The organism is Shewanella corallii (assembly GCF_023349125.1).
Classification (GTDB): Bacteria; Pseudomonadota; Gammaproteobacteria; order Enterobacterales; family Shewanellaceae; genus Shewanella; species Shewanella corallii.
Genome location: NZ_JAKIKT010000005.1, coordinates 307,820 through 324,955, shown reverse-complemented (window position 1 = coordinate 324,955; position 17,136 = coordinate 307,820). Strand labels below are relative to the sequence as shown.

General features: G+C 51.0%; 15 protein-coding genes. 10 read left to right on the top strand and 5 right to left on the bottom strand.

Going from position 1 to position 17,136, the window contains the following annotated elements:
• Positions 1-19 precede the first annotated feature (19 nt).
• Both L2725_RS14605 and L2725_RS14600 read right to left on the bottom strand, forming a co-directional pair.
• Positions 20-652 (bottom strand): nuclear transport factor 2 family protein, encoded by a 633-nt coding sequence (locus L2725_RS14605; RefSeq protein ID WP_249249600.1) that lies wholly within the window; start codon positions 650-652, stop codon positions 20-22.
• A 19-nt stretch (positions 653-671) separates the two neighbouring features.
• Positions 672-1,403, bottom strand: a complete 732-nt coding sequence (locus L2725_RS14600) for an SDR family NAD(P)-dependent oxidoreductase (protein ID WP_249249599.1) — start codon at positions 1,401-1,403, stop codon at positions 672-674.
• 262 nt (positions 1,404-1,665) lie between these two features.
• Between L2725_RS14600 and L2725_RS14595 the strand changes: the two genes are divergently transcribed.
• From L2725_RS14595 to L2725_RS14575, 5 genes are all read left to right on the top strand, one after another.
• The gene (locus L2725_RS14595; RefSeq protein ID WP_249249598.1) at positions 1,666-2,526 is read left to right on the top strand and encodes an alpha/beta fold hydrolase; all 861 of its coding nucleotides are present in this window, start codon (positions 1,666-1,668) and stop codon (positions 2,524-2,526) included.
• The gene (locus L2725_RS14590; protein WP_249249597.1) at positions 2,523-4,691 is read left to right on the top strand and encodes an oxidoreductase; all 2,169 of its coding nucleotides are present in this window, start codon (positions 2,523-2,525) and stop codon (positions 4,689-4,691) included. Before L2725_RS14595 ends, L2725_RS14590 begins: the two co-directional genes overlap by 4 nt.
• Before the next feature lie 117 nt (positions 4,692-4,808).
• Entirely contained in the window at positions 4,809-5,231 is a 423-nt protein-coding gene (locus L2725_RS14585) for an MAPEG family protein (RefSeq protein WP_249249595.1), read from the top strand.
• A 100-nt stretch (positions 5,232-5,331) separates the two neighbouring features.
• On the top strand, positions 5,332-6,474 hold the full coding sequence (locus tag L2725_RS14580) for an FIST signal transduction protein (RefSeq protein WP_249249594.1): 1,143 nt from the start codon (positions 5,332-5,334) through the stop codon (positions 6,472-6,474).
• On the top strand, positions 6,459-7,880 hold the full coding sequence (locus L2725_RS14575) for a sensor domain-containing diguanylate cyclase (RefSeq protein WP_249249593.1): 1,422 nt from the start codon (positions 6,459-6,461) through the stop codon (positions 7,878-7,880). Before L2725_RS14580 ends, L2725_RS14575 begins: the two co-directional genes overlap by 16 nt.
• Here L2725_RS14575 and L2725_RS14570 read toward each other — a convergent pair.
• The gene (locus L2725_RS14570) at positions 7,877-8,590 is read right to left on the bottom strand and encodes a tRNA-uridine aminocarboxypropyltransferase (protein ID WP_249249592.1); all 714 of its coding nucleotides are present in this window, start codon (positions 8,588-8,590) and stop codon (positions 7,877-7,879) included. The two genes, L2725_RS14575 and L2725_RS14570, sit on opposite strands and share 4 nt — an antisense overlap.
• A 486-nt stretch (positions 8,591-9,076) precedes the next feature.
• Here L2725_RS14570 and emrD point away from each other — a divergent pair, with 486 nt between their 5' ends.
• Complete coding sequence (gene emrD / locus L2725_RS14565) at positions 9,077-10,312, top strand: multidrug efflux MFS transporter EmrD (RefSeq protein WP_249249591.1); 1,236 nt, start codon at positions 9,077-9,079, stop codon at positions 10,310-10,312.
• A 69-nt stretch (positions 10,313-10,381) separates the two neighbouring features.
• Here emrD and pssA read toward each other — a convergent pair whose 3' ends face one another.
• On the bottom strand, positions 10,382-11,695 hold the full coding sequence (gene pssA / locus L2725_RS14560) for a CDP-diacylglycerol--serine O-phosphatidyltransferase (protein WP_249249590.1): 1,314 nt from the start codon (positions 11,693-11,695) through the stop codon (positions 10,382-10,384).
• 338 nt (positions 11,696-12,033) lie between these two features.
• Here pssA and L2725_RS14555 point away from each other — a divergent pair, with 338 nt between their 5' ends.
• Together L2725_RS14555 and dacB are read left to right on the top strand one after the other, a co-directional pair.
• Positions 12,034-12,207, top strand: a complete 174-nt coding sequence (locus L2725_RS14555; RefSeq protein WP_205407314.1) for a hypothetical protein — start codon at positions 12,034-12,036, stop codon at positions 12,205-12,207.
• Positions 12,207-13,667, top strand: coding sequence for a D-alanyl-D-alanine carboxypeptidase/D-alanyl-D-alanine endopeptidase (dacB, locus tag L2725_RS14550; protein ID WP_249249589.1), 1,461 nt, complete (start codon positions 12,207-12,209; stop codon positions 13,665-13,667). The genes L2725_RS14555 and dacB overlap by 1 nt, the downstream gene beginning before the upstream one ends.
• A 70-nt stretch (positions 13,668-13,737) precedes the next feature.
• Here dacB and L2725_RS14545 read toward each other — a convergent pair whose 3' ends face one another.
• On the bottom strand, positions 13,738-15,489 hold the full coding sequence (locus L2725_RS14545) for an acyl-CoA dehydrogenase family protein (protein WP_249249588.1): 1,752 nt from the start codon (positions 15,487-15,489) through the stop codon (positions 13,738-13,740).
• A 250-nt stretch (positions 15,490-15,739) separates the two neighbouring features.
• Here L2725_RS14545 and L2725_RS14540 point away from each other — a divergent pair, with 250 nt between their 5' ends.
• Both L2725_RS14540 and L2725_RS14535 read left to right on the top strand, forming a co-directional pair.
• Positions 15,740-16,378: a hypothetical protein gene (locus L2725_RS14540; RefSeq protein ID WP_249249587.1), complete on the top strand. Its 639-nt coding sequence runs from the start codon at positions 15,740-15,742 to the stop codon at positions 16,376-16,378.
• A complete protein-coding gene (locus L2725_RS14535; protein ID WP_249249586.1) occupies positions 16,368-17,105 on the top strand; it encodes a DUF3307 domain-containing protein in 738 nt (245 codons plus the stop codon). Before L2725_RS14540 ends, L2725_RS14535 begins: the two co-directional genes overlap by 11 nt.
• Positions 17,106-17,136 lie beyond the last annotated feature (31 nt).

Sequence of the window (17,136 nt, the reverse complement as noted above, 5' to 3'; positions counted from 1 at the left end):
ACTGCCAAGCAGCATCAGCTTATCTGACCCGGATTTTCGGCGGTGGAGTGTCACCGCGCATTCGATTTAAAAATTGCTCCAGCGGCGCGGGTTCAGCGACCTGAGGCAGCAGATCTTTGTCCTGTTGCGGATTGGCCCAGAAACTTTTCCAGGAGGGAAACAGGTCGTGGAAAGTTCCGCTGTAGGGTTCACGACCAGGCCAGCGCATCTTCATATCACCAACGGGAACCCGGTTCAGATCTGTGGCATACCAATAGCAGGGCAAGCGACGACGGAACACCCAGCGGCCATCGACTCGCTCATAGTCATCCCAGTAGAGCATCTGCATGATCACCCACTCGGGGCCTGTCTCGTGTTCATTTTTTGAATAGACCACCCCCACCGCATGGTCAGCATCGATAAACTCAATAATGTGTTGGCCTATATGGTGGGATGTGCCGGTAAACTGGTGCCTTAAGGTGTCATCAACCCAGGCTTTAAGATGAGCACGGCCCGTCTTCTCCCGGCCAACCCGGATATCCGGTGCAAACAGGCCCACATGGGCGTCCAGATCCCGCATATCCAGTGACAAAGCGTATTTACCTGCGAGCTGGCGTATCTCTTCGATAGATTCCAGCCGGTCGATACGCGCTTCCATCGTCTCAGTGCTCATACTCATTGCTCCGGGCTGATTACAGAAAAGCCATGCCGCCATTAACGGCGATGTTCTGACCGGTGATAAAACCAGCGTCTTCGGATGCCAGGAAAGAAGCCGCCGCCGCGACATCGGAGGGTTCGCCCATGCGACCCAGGGGGATGGCACTTATCATGGCCTGGGTCCATTCATCCGGGATCCCGGCCATCATGGGGGTATTGGTTGGTCCGGGCACCAGGGTATTAACGCGGATAGCCGAAGGTGCGAGCTCTCTGGCGATACTGCGGGTCAGCCCCATAACACCGGCTTTGGATGCCACATAGTGGCTTGGGCCTTCACCCGACGCGACGGCAGTACTGGAGACATTGATGATGTTACCGCCCCCCTGCTCCTGCATGATGCGGGCAGCTTCACGGCAACAAAGGAAAGTACCGGTAAGATTAACGCCAATAACACGGGCCCAGTTTTCATCCGGTGTATTGATAAACTCATCTACCGAGCCCACCCCTGCGTTATTAATAACCACATCCAGGCCACCAAATTCGGCCACGGCTTTAGCCATGGCATCGCGAACCGAGGCAGAATCAGACACGTCACAGGCAACACCAATCACCTCACCTTCACAACTCAGGGCAGTCTCCTGTGCGGCCTGCTGATTGATATCAATCGCAACGACCCGGGCGCCTTCACTGGCAAAGCGTTGCACCATGGCTTGTCCCATGCCCTGACCTGCGCCGGTGATCAGTACCACCTTATCTTTATGCTTCATGTCCATCTCCTTTGAGCTTGTCATGGCCTCTTATCCAGGTTGTGAACAGCGTGCCCACAAGTGCAACAACCAACATCGTCCAACGGGACTAACGCCAATAGATGGGGGGATGACTGAAATGAGCGGCTACAACGCTTTGGTCTGAATGGACGATGAATCAGCAGGTATGAGCAATGAGTATCTGAAGCCATAACTCATTCAAGGGCAAGGCATGCAAGTAAAGGATGACTGCACCGATTGCCTGATCCCAAAAGGAGACTCTATGGCTCAATCTGATCTTCCTCTGCCCAAGCAGAAATTTGTCACTCTGGACAATGGCATCACCCTGCATTATCTGGATGAAGGACCGCTGGACAGAAAACATCCTCCCATGATCTGGCTCCACGGCAGTGGCCCAGGGGCATCGGGATTCAGTAATTTCAAAGGTAACTATCCCGCATTCGCGCAAGCAGGCTTTAGAAATCTGGTTTTGGATCTGCCCGGCTTTGGTCGCTCCGACAAGCCTGATGATGTGCAGTACAACCTTGAGTTTTTTGTTGCTTGCCTCAATGGCTTTATCGACAAGCTCAAACTCGAACCCTGCATTTTATTGGGTAACTCCCTGGGGGGCGCCATCGCACTGGGGCAGGCCCTGGCTCATCCGGATACAGTCGCCAAGCTGATTTTGATGGCTCCCGGCGGTGTGGAAGAGCGAGAAACCTATTTTGAGATGGAAGGCATACGCCGCATGGTCGAAGTGTATGGCAAAGGCCCCATGGGCGTACAGGAAATGCGCGAAGTGATGAGCCTGCAACTCTATGACTCCGCCCAACTGACCGACGATATTCTCAGGGAACGCGCTGCCGTCGCAGTGACTCAGCCAGCTAATCTGTTCTCCACCATGATGGTGCCCAATATGACAGAGCGACTTAAGGAGATTCAGGTCCCCATCTTTGGCTTTTGGGGCACCAATGATCTGTTTAATCCTCCTGCCGGCATGTTCAAAATTCTTGATAACGCCCCGAGCGCACGATTCATCATGCTCAATCAGTGCGGTCACTGGGTTCAGGTGGAGCATCAGGCGCTGTTTAACCGCAGCTGCCTGGACTTTCTTATCCATGATGACCAGTGGGAGGCGGTATGAAACAAATACAGGACCCAGCCTATAAGCACCTACTGTCGCCGGGCAAGATAGGCTCCCTTGAGCTTAAAAATCGTATTGTTATGGCGCCGATGGGGGATAATTTTGCCGAAGCAGATGGCCATTGCAGCGAACGTATTCAGGCCTTCTATGAAGCCAGAGCCAAAGGCGGCGCTGGGCTGATTACCATGGGGGTTGGAGCTATCGCCTACCCTATGGGCACGGCAGAGCCCTATCAGGTCGGGATTTCAGACGATAAGTTCATCCCCGGACTTAAGCAACTGACTGAAAGGGTTCACCGGCACGGTGCCAGGATAGCTATTCAATTGCAACATGCGGGAAAAACCGCAGCAAGAGATATGGCCGAAGGTCGGGAGCTTTGGGTGCCTTCCATTCCTCCCCAGAGTCAAAGCGATATGTTTAACTCGCTTACCCGCGCCGAACTTGGTGCCTTTATCCGTCCAAAAGGTGGGCAGGTAAAAATCAGGGTGATGGATAAGGCCGATATTCAACAGATGGTCACCTGGTTTGCTGAAGCTGCCGAACGAGCGAAAAAAGCGGGCTTCGACGGTGTAGAGCTGCATGCCGCTCACAGCTATATCATTGCTGGCTTCCTGTCCCCCTATTACAACAAACGTGACGATGAATATGGTGGCAGCTACCAAAACCGCAGTCGTCTGCTGCGAGAAGTGATTGCCGCGGTCAGGGATAAAGTCGGGCGAGACTATCCTGTGTGGCTCCGGCTCGACGCCTATGAGCTGCGTGTGGAGACAGGCATTACTCTGGATGAGTGTATTAAGACCGCCAAACTGGCACAGGAGTATGGCCTGGATGCCGTCAGTGTCTCAGCCTACGCCAACCCCGACTCAGGTGCAGCATTTACTCAGGCGCCTTTGGTTAACAGGCCGGCTGGCTTTCTGGATTGGGCAACAGAGGTAGCCAAAAACATCAGTATCCCTGTAACCGCCGTTGGCCGTATTGAGCCGGACATCGCCGACAAGGCAATCGCTGACGGCAACATCAGCTTTTTAGCCATGGGCCGCAAACTGCTTGCAGATCCTGAGCTGCCCAACAAGCTTTCTGAAAACCGCGCCGATGATATCCGTCCCTGCATCTACTGCTATGTTTGTGTCAGCCAGATCTTCATTAACGAAAGGGTTAAATGCGCTGTAAACCCCATGACAGGCAATGAGTCGGAGTACCCTGTTGAATTGACCGATACCCCCAAAAACCTGCTGATCATAGGCGGTGGCCCGGGGGGCATGGAAGCTGCTGCGATTGCCGCCCGTCGCGGCCATAAGGTGACTTTGGTGGAAAAAAGTGCGCGTCTGGGTGGCACCCTGTTTTTCGCCTCCATGGCCTACCCGGATAATGGCAAGCTGCTTGAGCAACAGATCAAGCAACTGGATCATCCCAATATTCAGGTCAGGCTAAATACCCTGGCCGACAGCGCCCTTATCGAGGAGCAGAATCCCGATGAAGTGATAGTGGCCACGGGGGCCAGCCGAGGTAAGCCTGATATCCCGGGAGCCGATGCCAAACACGTGTGGTCAGGTGACGAGCTGCGAAAGATAATGACAGGTGAAGGTAAGGAGATCGCCAGGCAAAAGCTCTCAATGATGCAGCGCGCCATGCTGTCATCAGGTCAGATAACCGGGGTCACAGGTTCTATAGAGGCCACCCGTAAGCTATCCAATATCTGGATGCCATTGGGCAATAAAGTCACCATTATTGGGGGTGGACTGGTTGGACTTGAGTTGGCGGAGTTTCTGGCGCAGCGGGGTCGTAGTGTTACCGTATTGGAACCAGGTCATGATTTGGGGGCAGAGCTGAGCATAGTCAGACGTTGGCGTGTGTTACACGAACTCAATAAACTTGAGGTGACGCTGGTGAAAAAGGCACAGATAGAGGCAATTGATGCAGACCATGTGCATTACCGAGTAAAAACCAAAAGTGAACATCCTGATTTAGGGCTGGAGGCAAACCTTATCAGTCACGCACTGCCCACAGACAGCGTGGTACTGGCGTCCGGCGCAGAGCCGGATACCCGATTGGCAGATACTTTGAGCGCTGCCGGGTTGACTGTGCATCAGGTGGGTGACTGCCAGCAATTGGGGTATATCGAAGGCGCCATTCATTCCGCCGCCCTTATCGCACGACAGATCTGAATCTAAATTTTCTTTACAGCAAAGCGCCCTTTTGGGCGCTTTTATATTTTAGTTGTGGGTTTAAGACATTGGCTTCTGTCGGTATCTTCATAGAAACCATCAAAAAAGGAACCTCAGATGTCTGCATTAAGTCAACTGCTGTTGCCCCTGATAGCATTGGTTCTCTGGTCCAGTGTGATCTGGTGTTGGATGTATGCCACCCGAATCCCTGCAATCAGAGCCAGTAAAATCCGTCTGAACCCGGATGCACCGGCCGGAGAACAGATGGCACAACTGCCTGCAAAAGTTCGCTGGAAAGCTGACAACTACAACCATCTGATGGAGCAACCCACAGTATTTTACGCCATAGTACTGACCCTGGGGCTGCTCGGAGCTACAGGCGAACACAATATCTGGCTGGCCTGGGCGTATGTAGTACTGCGTATTATTCATAGCCTGGTGCAGAGCATTGGCAATAATATACTGCTGAGGTTCATGATTTTCGTCCTGTCCAACGTGCCTCTTATCTGGCTCACCATCAATGCACTGTTAGCGCTATAAGCAGGAAATGACAGGTAATATCCGGCCTCAAATTCGGCACGGTTTTATCTGGTGAACTACACTTTTTGTCAGGATAAGGTATTGAATCAAAGGATTGTTCATGTTTACCCAGCAACTTCGATTAGTTGATTCTCAATGGAACAATGAGGTCAACGCACAGATCGCCAATTGCTCCCAGGTGTTGATGATCGTCATGGGTGATCTCTGCGCCAATAAGGATGCACTGAGAAAGCTCAGAGAGCAGATTCCCCAGGCGCAAATGGTGGGAGCCACCACTTCTGGCGAGTTTTTGAATGATGGTCTTGAAGATAACGGACTGTCAGCGACTCTGATAGGCTTTCGCTGCACTCAAATTAGAGCCATAGCCAAACTGATTGAGACCCCTCAGGATTCTTACAATACCGGAGCAAGCATAGCCTCAGAGTTAAATGCAGACGACCTTCAGCTGATACTGGTATTCAGTGATGGGCTGGAAGTGTTTGGCAGTGACCTCACCAGGGGCCTGACGGAAAACTGCCATGACAGCGTCGCCATCACCGGAGGCCTTGCTGGTGACGACTCCAAATTTGAGAAAACCTATACCTTGCTGAACGACTCTGTTGTCAGTAAACAGATAGTGGCAGTTGGTCTTTATGGTCAAAACCTTAGCGTCAGCCACGCCTCAAGAGGCGGCTGGACGCCATTTGGACCTGAACGTCTGGTCACCGCCTCTCAGGGGCATGAACTGCTTGAGCTTGACCATCAACCTGCACTGGATGTTTATAAAAGCTATCTTGGTGACCTGGTTGACCAATTACCCGGGATAGGCCTCAGATATCCCCTTGAGATCCTCCAACCCGGCTCGGATACCAAACTGGTTCGAACCATGTTGGCCATTGATGAGTCACGTCAAAGCATCACCTTTGCCGGTGGTATTCCCAAAGGCTCTACCGCTCGCCTGATGCGGGCCAATGTTGATGCCATCATAGATGGTGCGGCCGGAGCGATACAGATCTGTACAGAGCAGTTGGCAGAGCCACAACTTGCACTGCTGGTTTCCTGTGTCGGCAGGAAACAGATCCTCAAACAAATGGCAGATGAAGAGCTTGAGGTCGTTAGAGATGCCCTGCCCGCGACCACCATGATATGTGGCTTCTATTCCTATGGAGAGATTTGTCCTACGGATAATTGCCACAGGGCTGAATTGCACAATCAGACCATGACCATCACCTGTATCTCGGAACTAGGATGCACAGACTGCTAAAACGCCAGCTAAAGAAGGTTTACGGCGACACACTACCAACCAGCCCTGAGTTTGCCCGTTTGTTGAGTCTGGTTGATCAGGGCTATCAGGATTTCGACCATGATATCTCACTGTTGGGCCGCTCGCTGGATGTCAGCTCAGATGAACTCAACCGGATTAACGCCAACCTGAACGGCCTGCTTAATGCCCTGCCGGATACCTGTATCTGGCTTGATGCTGATAACAGGGTACGTGAAATACGGGGGGCAGACGGCCTGGATGACGTTCTGTTTAATGGGGAGCCGGGTCAGCCGCTGTGTGAAGTGTTTTCCATTAAGCACTCCGATGAGTTCATGCAACATCTTCAAGGTGTCAGAGCCGGCACGAAACCTGACAGTTACGACTTTGAGGTCAATGTAAGTGGCGATGCCATTTATGTGGAAGCCAGGTTTACCCAGCTTGGCAAGTCACTGATGTTGATCATATTCAGGGACGTCACCGTACGAACCCTGGTTGAAAATCTCAGAACCCAGGCTCTCGAAGAATCCCGCTTACATCAACGGCAGCTGCAGGATCTCATTAACTCTGCTCCTATCGGCATAGTGATCACCAATCTGGACAATGACATCCTGATGCTGAATCAGTACGCCGTGACCAAGTTCAATATCAGCGCCAGTGAGGTCACCCATACCCGGTTTGAGCATATGCTTCCCGATACCAAGCGCGAGGCCTATCAGGCGTTTCTCAAGGACTTCCTTGCCCGTAAACAGGAAGGCATATCGGATGCCCGCATCGATATCGTCGTCACGCCGGAAAACGCAGACCACTTTGTGGCAGAACTCAGGCTCAGTACCCTGAACCTCGATGGTGAGACCATCATTACACAGACCTTTCTCGATATCTCAGAGAGAAAAGAGTTTGAGCGAAAACTCAAACAGCTGGCGCAAACAGATCCGTTAACCGGGTGTCATAATCGACGTCACTACAGTGAAATGGCAGAGAAGCAGCTCATTCTTTGCCGCAGCCAGAAACAGGCATTCAGCCTGATGCTGATGGACTTGGATAAATTCAAAAATATCAATGACACCTATGGCCATGGCGCAGGTGACGAAGTACTCAAGGTGTTTGCCAGTGTGACCCGGGGTCTGATCCGCGAGGGAGATATATTGGGGAGATATGGAGGGGAAGAGTTTATTCTGGCTTTGCCAAATACCCCCAAAGCAGTGGCTCAAAAAATTGCTCAGCGTATCTGTGACCAGATTGCACTGCAGCAAATTGAAGACAGCGGCAACACTATTACAGTCACCGCCAGCATAGGCCTGGTCAGCTCGCCAAAAAGCAATATGGACCTGGAGTCGATGACCAAGATTGCGGATGATCTCCTGTACGAGGCCAAAGCCAATGGCCGTAATCGGGTGGAAAGTTAAAGACTCTCGCCTGCCGCTGTTTGCCAGGCCGTGTTAAAACTGCTGATCAGTTCATTTCTGGGGGTCAGATCGCTGGTGGGTCTGCGGTTGCGCCCCAGCAGTGACGACTCGACAAACAATTCGAACCAGGCATTCAAGGTACTGGCATTGCTCTGCTCTCCCATCGCTGCCAACACCATAACAGCCACTTCAGCGGTACCAAACTGAAATTCCCTCTGTCCCTTCCTCAATGCATAACGCGCCATTTCGCCAGCATCGAAAGACAGTAATGGGAATCCGTGTAGATAGGGACTCTTACGGAACATTTTGACCGCTTCACGCCAGCTGCCATCCAGCATAATAAACAGCGGACGCTTACCCTCTGCCAGCGCCTCTGGAGGAACCTGATTGACCACTGGCTGGCCTTCAAAGGCGTACTCACCGGGAAATACAACATAGGGTTGATAACCGGGATCTTCAAGCAGCGCCAGCAGCTGTGGGTTAACCTCTGTACGAGCCCAAAGAAATGCGTGAGTATCCGGCACCATATCGGCAATCAGTCGCCCGGAATTAGTCGGCTTGAGCACTTCATCATCGTACATCACCAACACGAACGCAGCCTTGGTAGTTAAAGGACGACAGTGAGCACAGGTGCAGTAAGATTGTGCCAACAGACAGCGACTGCACCTGACCAGGTTTTTCCCTCTGGCCGTAAAGGGTTTGGTCGACATGGATTTTCTCAGTGCATACAACCTGTGCACCGCATGTTCGGGTCGAAGATGGCTTGTCATTGCTGCGTGCCGAATACCTTATTTGATCTAATCAGACAGCGCTGAACAGGCTGTACTGAGTTTGGGGCCGCAAGTTTACCGCTTTGCCACCACTGACTCAATGTAAAAGCTTTTATATCAGTCGTGCGGTGCAATCCAGCTCAAATTTCACTCAAGCATTTGAATATTCATATTCACTGATTTTACCAACACTACTTGAGTTAGTTTTTCTAATCCATTCAATTACAAAAAATCCATCACTCAATTGAGGGTTAACTATTGAAACTTTGCGATTAAAGACTAAAATTCGCGCCATTCAGAGAGAGCTAACCACACAAGCTCCCTCCCCAGTGCAATACTTTGGGTCATCCAACGCCTCAGTCCTGAGGTGTGCCTGCCTGTATGCACCTTATTAATTTCCCGGTATTCCCTTTTTTTGGAGTTATCATGCCTGCTACGCTGCGGCCTTCTTCTTCGTCTGCATCGCCACAGGGCGCGCCTGTTTCCAGTGTACTTGTACAACTGGTGTTTATGGTTGCCTGTGGTCAAATGGCCCAGACTATTTTCGTTCCCGCACTGCCTATGATCGGTCAGGGGCTACACGCCTCTGCCGGTGAATTGCAGGCCATTATGGCTGCATATCTGTTGGCCTATGGTCTGCTGCAATTTGTTTACGGCCCGGTTTCAGACCGTATCGGTCGTCGTATTCCTTTGCTGGTCGGTATTGGGCTGTCTATTGTGGGCGCCCTGCTGGCTGCCCACGTGAGCACCATAGATGCACTGATCGCTGCCAGTTGTTTACAGGGCGCAGGTACTGCAGCGGCCGGCGCGCTGAGCCGCACGATTCCCAGAGATCACTTTACCGGCAGTAAATTGATGAAGTTCAACAGCTATGTATCTATGGCTGTTGTGTTTCTGCCTTTGGTCGCCCCATTTATTGGCTCAGTGACCGCAGAGTATTTTGGCTGGCGAGCAGTGTATTACACTCAGGCAGGCTTTACCCTTGGGGTACTACTGATGTTGATGCTGACCTTTAAAGAGTCATTGCCAGCAGAACGTCGCGAAAAGCGCTCTGTTTTTGATGCCTATGCCGTGGTATTAAGCCACAGAGGATTTCGTGGTTACACCCTGGGGCTCATCGCGACCTTTGCCGGTATTGCGGCTTTTGAAGCGATTGCAGGTGTCCTTTACGGCCAATATCTGAAACTGTCTCCCTTCTGGGTCAGTGTTTGGTTTGTAGCCCCTATCCCCGGCTACTTGATTGGCGCCTTGATCGCCGGTCGCAGCAGCCGCATCAAGCGATTGCTTAATCGTGGTATCGCATTGCTGGGCGCAGGCGCCACAGTAATGTTAATCCCTGGCTTATTTGGTGAAGTAGTGGGTTGGACACTGCTGCTTGGCTCTGTACTCTTCTTCTGTGGTGCCGGTATGATGTTCCCTACCCTGACCTCAGCAGCACTTGAGCCCTTCCCGGGTCAGGCAGGCATAGCAGGCGCCCTGCTTGGTGGCCTGCAGAACTTTGGCGCGGGTCTGGCCGCAATGATGATGGCCATGCTGCCGATTTACGGCCAGCTTTCCATAGGCCTCCTTTGCGCGGTGATGGTGCTTCTGGTGGTGCTGGCACTGAATTACGCCAAGATGCCGGAAGATCACGCAGGCCAGGATATGACTGCCCAGGTTTAACCCTGGAAGAACCAACCAGATATAAAAAAGCCGACCTTATGGTCGGCTTTTTCGTTCAGCAGCGGTTTGTCAGAGAATGCGTCTTAACAAAATATCCGCTTTGATACGGTTGATTCTGGACAGCAGCTTCTTCACAGGTGCCGGATATTGCTGAATCGTTTCTATCTGACTGTAGTGATAAAGTCTGGTGGTATGCTCCAGAATAAAGGCCTGTTCGTCGGCAAACTGCTCTGCCCAATGGCCCTGCTCATCGGTGATCAACAAGCCGTTTTCCAGATCCAGCGCCCAGGCTCTTGGGTTCAGGTTGGAGCCGGTGATCAGATGACGCTTGCCATCTGAGCTAATCCCTTTCAGGTGGTAGCTGTTATCGTCATGCTTCCACACATGAATATTCAGCAATCCTTTATCGATTGCCCACTGCTGACGCTTGGCAAACTTACGCAGTGATTGCTCATACAGATAAGGTACGGCACCAATTGGCGAGAAATCTTTTTCCGGTGGAATAAAGAAGTCATTGGCAGTTTTGTCGCCCACTACCACATCAATTCGTTTACCCTGTCTCAGATGACGATTTAATGATCGCACCAGCGACAGAGGTGGATTGAAATAGGGAGTACATATAAACAGCGACTCTCTGGATTCATCCACCATGGCCAATACGGCCCGGTTCAGCTGATTACGCTTACGGCCCAGGCCGATAAAGGGTGTAACCCGCAAGCCTGACTTTGATTTCTTGAACTCATATTTGGCTTTGGCCAAACGCTTCTTAAAGGTTCTTACCTCAACCTTATCCGGCAGCACTTCGGTTTCCGGTGGCTGACACAGGGAAGAAACGGCTTCATCGTTAACCAGTACTTTTTCCACCATGGCACGCATTGACTGCGCAAGCTCAGGAGACTCAATTAAGTGGTAACGGTCAAATCGGTATCTTTCCTGCTGATGCAGGTAGATATTATTCAGGCTCGCACCGCTGTAAATCACAGCGTCATCGATAATAAAACCTTTGAGGTGCAGTACACCCATCACTTCCCGGGATTTAACCGGCACACCGAGGATTTCGATGGGATGAGTCGCTTGTTGCATCTCGGAGCGATACAGGAGGTAATTTCCACTGTCGCCTTTATGGCCAATCAGACCGCGTCTGGCACGATGAAAATCCACCAAGACTTTGATATCCAGCTCGGGATTATTGGCCTTGGCCTGCATCAGGGCATTAAGGATCTCCCGACCTGCTTCATCATCTTCCAAATAAAGAGCAGTCAGGGTAATCGAATGCCTGGCATTGGCGATCCGTTCAAGTAGTTCCGCCTTGAAATGGCGTGGGGTCAGCAACCAACTAATAGCGTCAGGTTGCAGTGCAATTCCACCCAGCTTGTTCAGCAAGGTATCCTCCTTAGGCAATTTACCGGCTAACCCGGTAAATTGGTAACTCTGTCAATTGTCGCTTGAATTTGGCATTACACCAATGGCGACATCCGCCAAATGCTGTTTGAATGGGCATTCATTAAGGCGGTTAAACACGTATAAGAGGGTAGAAATTACCGACTTAGCCCCCCGTGGGCAAGTAATTTCTGCCCTGAGGCACCTGTGACTTCAATAAGTTGGACGATTTTTCGGCATAAAATGGGTGTTCTGCTCAACTTATTGTCAGGGGCGGCATTGCTCACACATGGCTTTGGTCATTTGAGATATACTGGCCAGTCCTGTTAATGGAGCCAGAAATGAAACTCAAGATTTTGCTTATACTCCTGCTGACCTTAGCTGCAGCGGGTGCACTGTTCCACTTTAAAACCCACCTTGGCCTGTTTGTACTGCCACTCTTTATGGGGTTGGTAGTATTTGTCACGCTCTGGCTATACAAGTTGCTGAGTCAGGACGAGAACCCGGAGCAGTGATGATGGTATTGAAGCAAAGGATTGCCGCCCTGGCCCTGGGTATCAGTCTGGGTATGGCTCATGCACATGGGGGGCAGATATATGCCGATGACTCGCTGCAACATTGGGTCGATGGCAAATTGCCCCAAAATACAAATGTCAGCTTCATTCTGCAGAAGGCGAACGACTCCACTCCTCTGGTGAGTATCAACCCGGGGCACAGGATGTTACCCGCCAGTGTGCTTAAGCTCATGACAGCGGCGGCAGCCACCTCGCTTCTCGGCCCGGAATACAGATACACAACCCGCATGCTTACTGATGGTAAGGTCATAGATGGGACGCTTAGCGGCGACCTCTACCTTGAGTTCAGTGGCGATCCCAGCCTGAGTTCTAAGAAGTTGGCCTCACTGATGAGTAAGCTTGAGTCAAAGGGGATTAAGCAGATCCAGGGCGATCTGGTGCTGGTGGGCAATCTTAATCAAAAAACAAAGGCTACTGGCTGGGTTTGGGACGATTTGGGGATCTGTTATGCCGCCCCAGTTTCAAGCTTCATTATCGATAAGAATTGCGTCAAGGGTGTAATGCAACCCGTATCCGGCAGCAACAAAGCCAGGGTTAGCCTCAAACAAGATGCGCCATTCAGCCTGGTTGCCGACACCTTCTATGATGAAGACCAACCTCAGGAGTTCTGTAGCCTTTCTCTGAATAGTAAAGGAAGCAATCAGGTATCAATCGAGGGTTGTTTCCCCAAAAGAAAAGCGATCAATCTTGCGTTTGCCGTGACTGACTCCAGGCAATTTGCTGCAGATTGGGCCACAAGGATATTGAATCGCCAACAGATTCCTGTACTGGGTACCCTACGTTTTACCTCGTCCCTGCCCTCGACACCCAAGACTCTTGTCACTCTGGAGTCTCCGGCTTTGTCAGAGTTGACCAGCGAACTGCTATTGGAATCAGACAATCTGATTACAGACAGTCTGCTGTTGGCCATGGGACGCAAAGTATATGGCCAGAATGCAGATTTCCCCCAGGGCGTTGCCGCTCTCAAACAAACACTGCTGACAATGGGAGTGGATCTACAGGGCTCGCGATTGGTGGATGGCTCAGGCCTTTCCCGCTATAACCTCGTCAGTGCGGCTCAGTTACATAAGCTGCTGAGTCATATTTATCAAACCCCATCATTAAAGCCCCTGTTGGATACCCTGCCCATCGCAGGAGCAACCGGCACGCTTCAATATAAATTCCCTTATAACCAGACGCCCCTTAAACTTAAGGTCCTGGGTAAAACCGGCTCAATGGGAGGAGTAGACAATCTGGTGGGTATCATAAAGCTTGAGGGGCAGGAATATCTGTTTGTTGCTTTGGAGAATGGTCTGGTGTCCACTCCGCAGACACCCAATCCAGTTCCCTGGCATGGCCGGCTGTTGAAAGAGCTGCTGCCTTTGTTGGAGCAAACTTCGTCGCAGACGGCAAAACAGTGAGATACTGGTCAATAAAAAGCGCACCTCAGGGTGCGCTTTTCAGTTCCAGCCCGGGATTTGAACCGGGTAATTAAAACAGATCTGCCGGCATTTCCATTATCGGAGCATGGCCGGAAAGGATTTGGGCGAGCAGAGCGTCAGCTTTCGGAAGCATGCGCTGAATGTAGAAGCTACACAGATAAGATTTTGCACTGGCGAACTCTTCATCCATCTCTGCCGCTTTATGGGCTATCGCCAGCCAATAGTAGCCGTACAGTGTATAGCCAAAGGCATCCAGAAACTCTACTGCACAGGCGTTAAGCAGAGCGGGCTTGCTGAGCTTGTCTGTGTTAATCATCTCGGCACATTCAAGCAGACGTTCAAATCTCAATGTCACTTCGGCAACCGCCTTGTCATCGGTAAAGTTCGCCATCTCGCTCTTGAGTTCATCAATAAACTGCTTAAGCGTGACCAGGTTGTCGCCAACCACTTTACGTGCCAGGAAGTCGATAGCCTGGATCCCGTTTGTGCCTTCATAGATCTGAGCGATCCGGGTATCACGCACCAACTGTTCTACTCCGGTTTCCCGTATATAGCCATGACCACCAAACACCTGCTGCGCCAATATCGCTGCATCCAGACCTCTATCGGTTAAAAATGCTTTGGCCACCGGAGTCAACAGACCCACATAACGAGCCGCCTTACTCTGGGTATCCGGTTCCTCGGCATATTTAGCCAGATCCAACTGCATTCCGGTATGTACTGCCAGAGCACGACCCGCTTCAGTCAAGGATTTAATGTTGAGCAGCATACGTCTGACATCGCCGTGAACTATGATTGGGTCGCTGCCGCCTTCTGCCCTGGCGCCTGAAGCAGCCTGGCCCTGCAGACGTTCTTTGGCGTACTGAACCGCCATTTGAGACGCCGCCTGTGAGGTACCCAATCCCTGAATACCAATGGCAAGTCGCTCATAGTTCATCATGGTAAACATGCACACCAGCCCGCGATTCGGCTTGCCGATCAGGTAACCTTTGGCATTGTCGAAATTCATCACACAGGTGGCAGAGGCTTTCAAGCCCATCTTGTGCTCGATGGAACCTGCGGTAACGCCATTGGGCTCGCCCAACACACCATCTTCACTGACCTGTATCTTGGGAACCAGGAACAGAGAAATTCCATTACTTCCTGGCAATTTCGCCAGAACCAGATGAATGATGTTTTCCGCGAGGTCGTGATCACCACCGGTAATAAAGATTTTACTGCCGCTGATTAGATAGCTGCCATCGTCACAGGGTTCAGCACGGGTTCTGATATTACGCAGATCTGAGCCAGCCTGAGGCTCAGTCATATCCATGGCCCCTGACCACTGGCCGGAATAAAGTTGTGGCAGGAATTGTGCCTTAAGCTCTTCGCTAGCATGAGCATTGATACAGAGCGCTGCACCGGCAGTCAGGGAGTTATACAGGGTAAAGGCATTGTTGGCACCATATCCCATCTCATCGACCAGCACTCCCAACATCTTTGGCATTCCCATGCCTCCGAAGTCTGGCTCACCACACAGGCCGACCCAACCACCTTCGGCAAACTGTTGATATACCTCTTTGTACCCGGCAGGAGTAGTGACCTTACCGTCAGTGAATTTAACGCCCTCTTCATCGCCGCTGCGATTAATTGGGTGAACCAATTCCTGGTTAATTCTGGCGGCTTCTTCCAGAATCGCGGCGGCCGTATCAGTATCGATATGCTCACTCAACGCGGGAAGTTGAGACCAGACGTCGCTGGCACCAAACACATTTTCGAGTACAAACTGCATATCTTTCAGGGGCGCTTCATATGGGTACATGACGGCTTCTCAAACAATTATTTAAAACAGGTGTTTAATTAAAACTCAAACTCGCAACAATTTAAAGTAATTATGTCGCCTGTTAAGCATAACTCAGTCTGACCAGAGTGAATTTGATGGGACGCACGTATCCTTCTCATACATGTAACCATTTTAGATTACATTTGCACAAGTAACCTTATTGGGTTACTTTTACCAATGTTCACAGTATCAATTACCCAGCTTCCAAATCATGGAGTGGACTTACACTATGAAACAGATAGCCGTCATCACTGGTGATCTTGTTGGTTCCAGACGTCTGCGAGATGATGTATTTAAGCGTGTATTAACCGAGCTGGATGCACTGCTCACTGCGTTCTGCACTGATGCAAAGGACCAATGGCAGATATTTCGTGGAGACAGCTTTCAGCTGACACTGACAGATGCACGCCGCGCCCCTCTGATCGCATTGCAAATCCGCTGGGCGCTGAAAGCCCTATCAACCACAGACTCCAAGGTGGACGCCCGATTGGCAATAGGATTGGCTGGCATGGATGAAGCATCAAACATTTTGAATACAGAAGCCCACATCCTCTCTGGAACCACACTTGATGAGCTAAAAAACACCAGGTTAAAGTGGGTTTCCAGCAATGAATATTTTTGTTCCCAAACAGACCTGCTTACTCAGTTTGCTGATACCAGAATCACACAGCTCACTCCCAGGCAGGCATTGGCATTACTTGAATTCAGTCGCCTGGAACAGGGCTCTCACCAGCAACTGGCGGAAATACTTAACACCTCAAGGGTAAATGCTACCCGACTACTTAACTCCGCTGACTACAACTTACTGTTGGATTATGGCAAGTTAGTCTCTCAATGGATTGGAGACACTGACCGCAATGACACCTGAACAACAGGGACTCCTTCTCGGCGGATTACTGCTGGGGCATATTCTCGGGGACTTTTATCTACAGGCTCACAGCTGGGTGGCAGACAGGGATAGACGCCATGCTAAATCCCCACTTCTCTATATCCATGCCCTGCTCCATGGCATTCTCACCCTTATCGTATGTCTGTTGTTTCCCCTTGGCTGGGCCTTGCCTCTGGTTTTTGCGGCCGCAGTCACCCTAAGCCACTTCTGTTTCGATCTGGCCAAATCATATCTGCCAAAAAAGCAGATCTGGTTTGCTATTGATCAGCTCCTGCATCTGGCAGTTATCTATATCCTTTGGTCAGAGCTGAGCACCATAGAAGAGGATTGGCTATCATCTGTGCTGAGTGTGAAGGTACTGATTGTGCTGTTGGCTTATCTACTGGTCCTCAATCCAGTCTCTATTATCACTGCCCAGGCGCTTAAGCAGTGGGACTTGGATGTAGGACAAACCGACAAAAGCCTGGCCAGCGCAGGAAAGGCGATAGGTATGCTGGAGCGATTTTTAATCTTAACCTTTGTGCTCCTTGGGCAATATGCAGGCATAGGATTTCTGATGGCTGCCAAATCCATCTTCCGATTCGGTGATCTGAGAGAAAGCCGGGACCATAAGATGACCGAGTATGTGATGATGGGCACCCTGCTGAGCTTTACATTGGCTTTATTGATCGGACTGGGAACCAGCCAGCTATTGAAGCTGGTATAAATTGGCACAAAAAAACCGCCTGTCGGCGGTT

Coding starts and splice junctions, on each gene's coding strand:
- emrD (WP_249249591.1), top strand. CDS start 9,077: ATGCCTGCTACGCTGCGGCCTTCTTCTTCGTCTGCATCGCCACAGGGC.
- L2725_RS14575 (WP_249249593.1), top strand. CDS start 6,459: ATGCACAGACTGCTAAAACGCCAGCTAAAGAAGGTTTACGGCGACACA.
- L2725_RS14580 (WP_249249594.1), top strand. CDS start 5,332: ATGTTTACCCAGCAACTTCGATTAGTTGATTCTCAATGGAACAATGAG.
- dacB (WP_249249589.1), top strand. CDS start 12,207: ATGATGGTATTGAAGCAAAGGATTGCCGCCCTGGCCCTGGGTATCAGT.
- L2725_RS14535 (WP_249249586.1), top strand. CDS start 16,368: ATGACACCTGAACAACAGGGACTCCTTCTCGGCGGATTACTGCTGGGG.
- L2725_RS14570 (WP_249249592.1), bottom strand. CDS start 8,590: ATGTCGACCAAACCCTTTACGGCCAGAGGGAAAAACCTGGTCAGGTGC.
- L2725_RS14600 (WP_249249599.1), bottom strand. CDS start 1,403: ATGAAGCATAAAGATAAGGTGGTACTGATCACCGGCGCAGGTCAGGGC.
- L2725_RS14545 (WP_249249588.1), bottom strand. CDS start 15,489: ATGTACCCATATGAAGCGCCCCTGAAAGATATGCAGTTTGTACTCGAA.
- L2725_RS14595 (WP_249249598.1), top strand. CDS start 1,666: ATGGCTCAATCTGATCTTCCTCTGCCCAAGCAGAAATTTGTCACTCTG.
- L2725_RS14590 (WP_249249597.1), top strand. CDS start 2,523: ATGAAACAAATACAGGACCCAGCCTATAAGCACCTACTGTCGCCGGGC.
- L2725_RS14585 (WP_249249595.1), top strand. CDS start 4,809: ATGTCTGCATTAAGTCAACTGCTGTTGCCCCTGATAGCATTGGTTCTC.
- L2725_RS14605 (WP_249249600.1), bottom strand. CDS start 652: ATGAGCACTGAGACGATGGAAGCGCGTATCGACCGGCTGGAATCTATC.
- L2725_RS14555 (WP_205407314.1), top strand. CDS start 12,034: ATGAAACTCAAGATTTTGCTTATACTCCTGCTGACCTTAGCTGCAGCG.
- L2725_RS14540 (WP_249249587.1), top strand. CDS start 15,740: ATGAAACAGATAGCCGTCATCACTGGTGATCTTGTTGGTTCCAGACGT.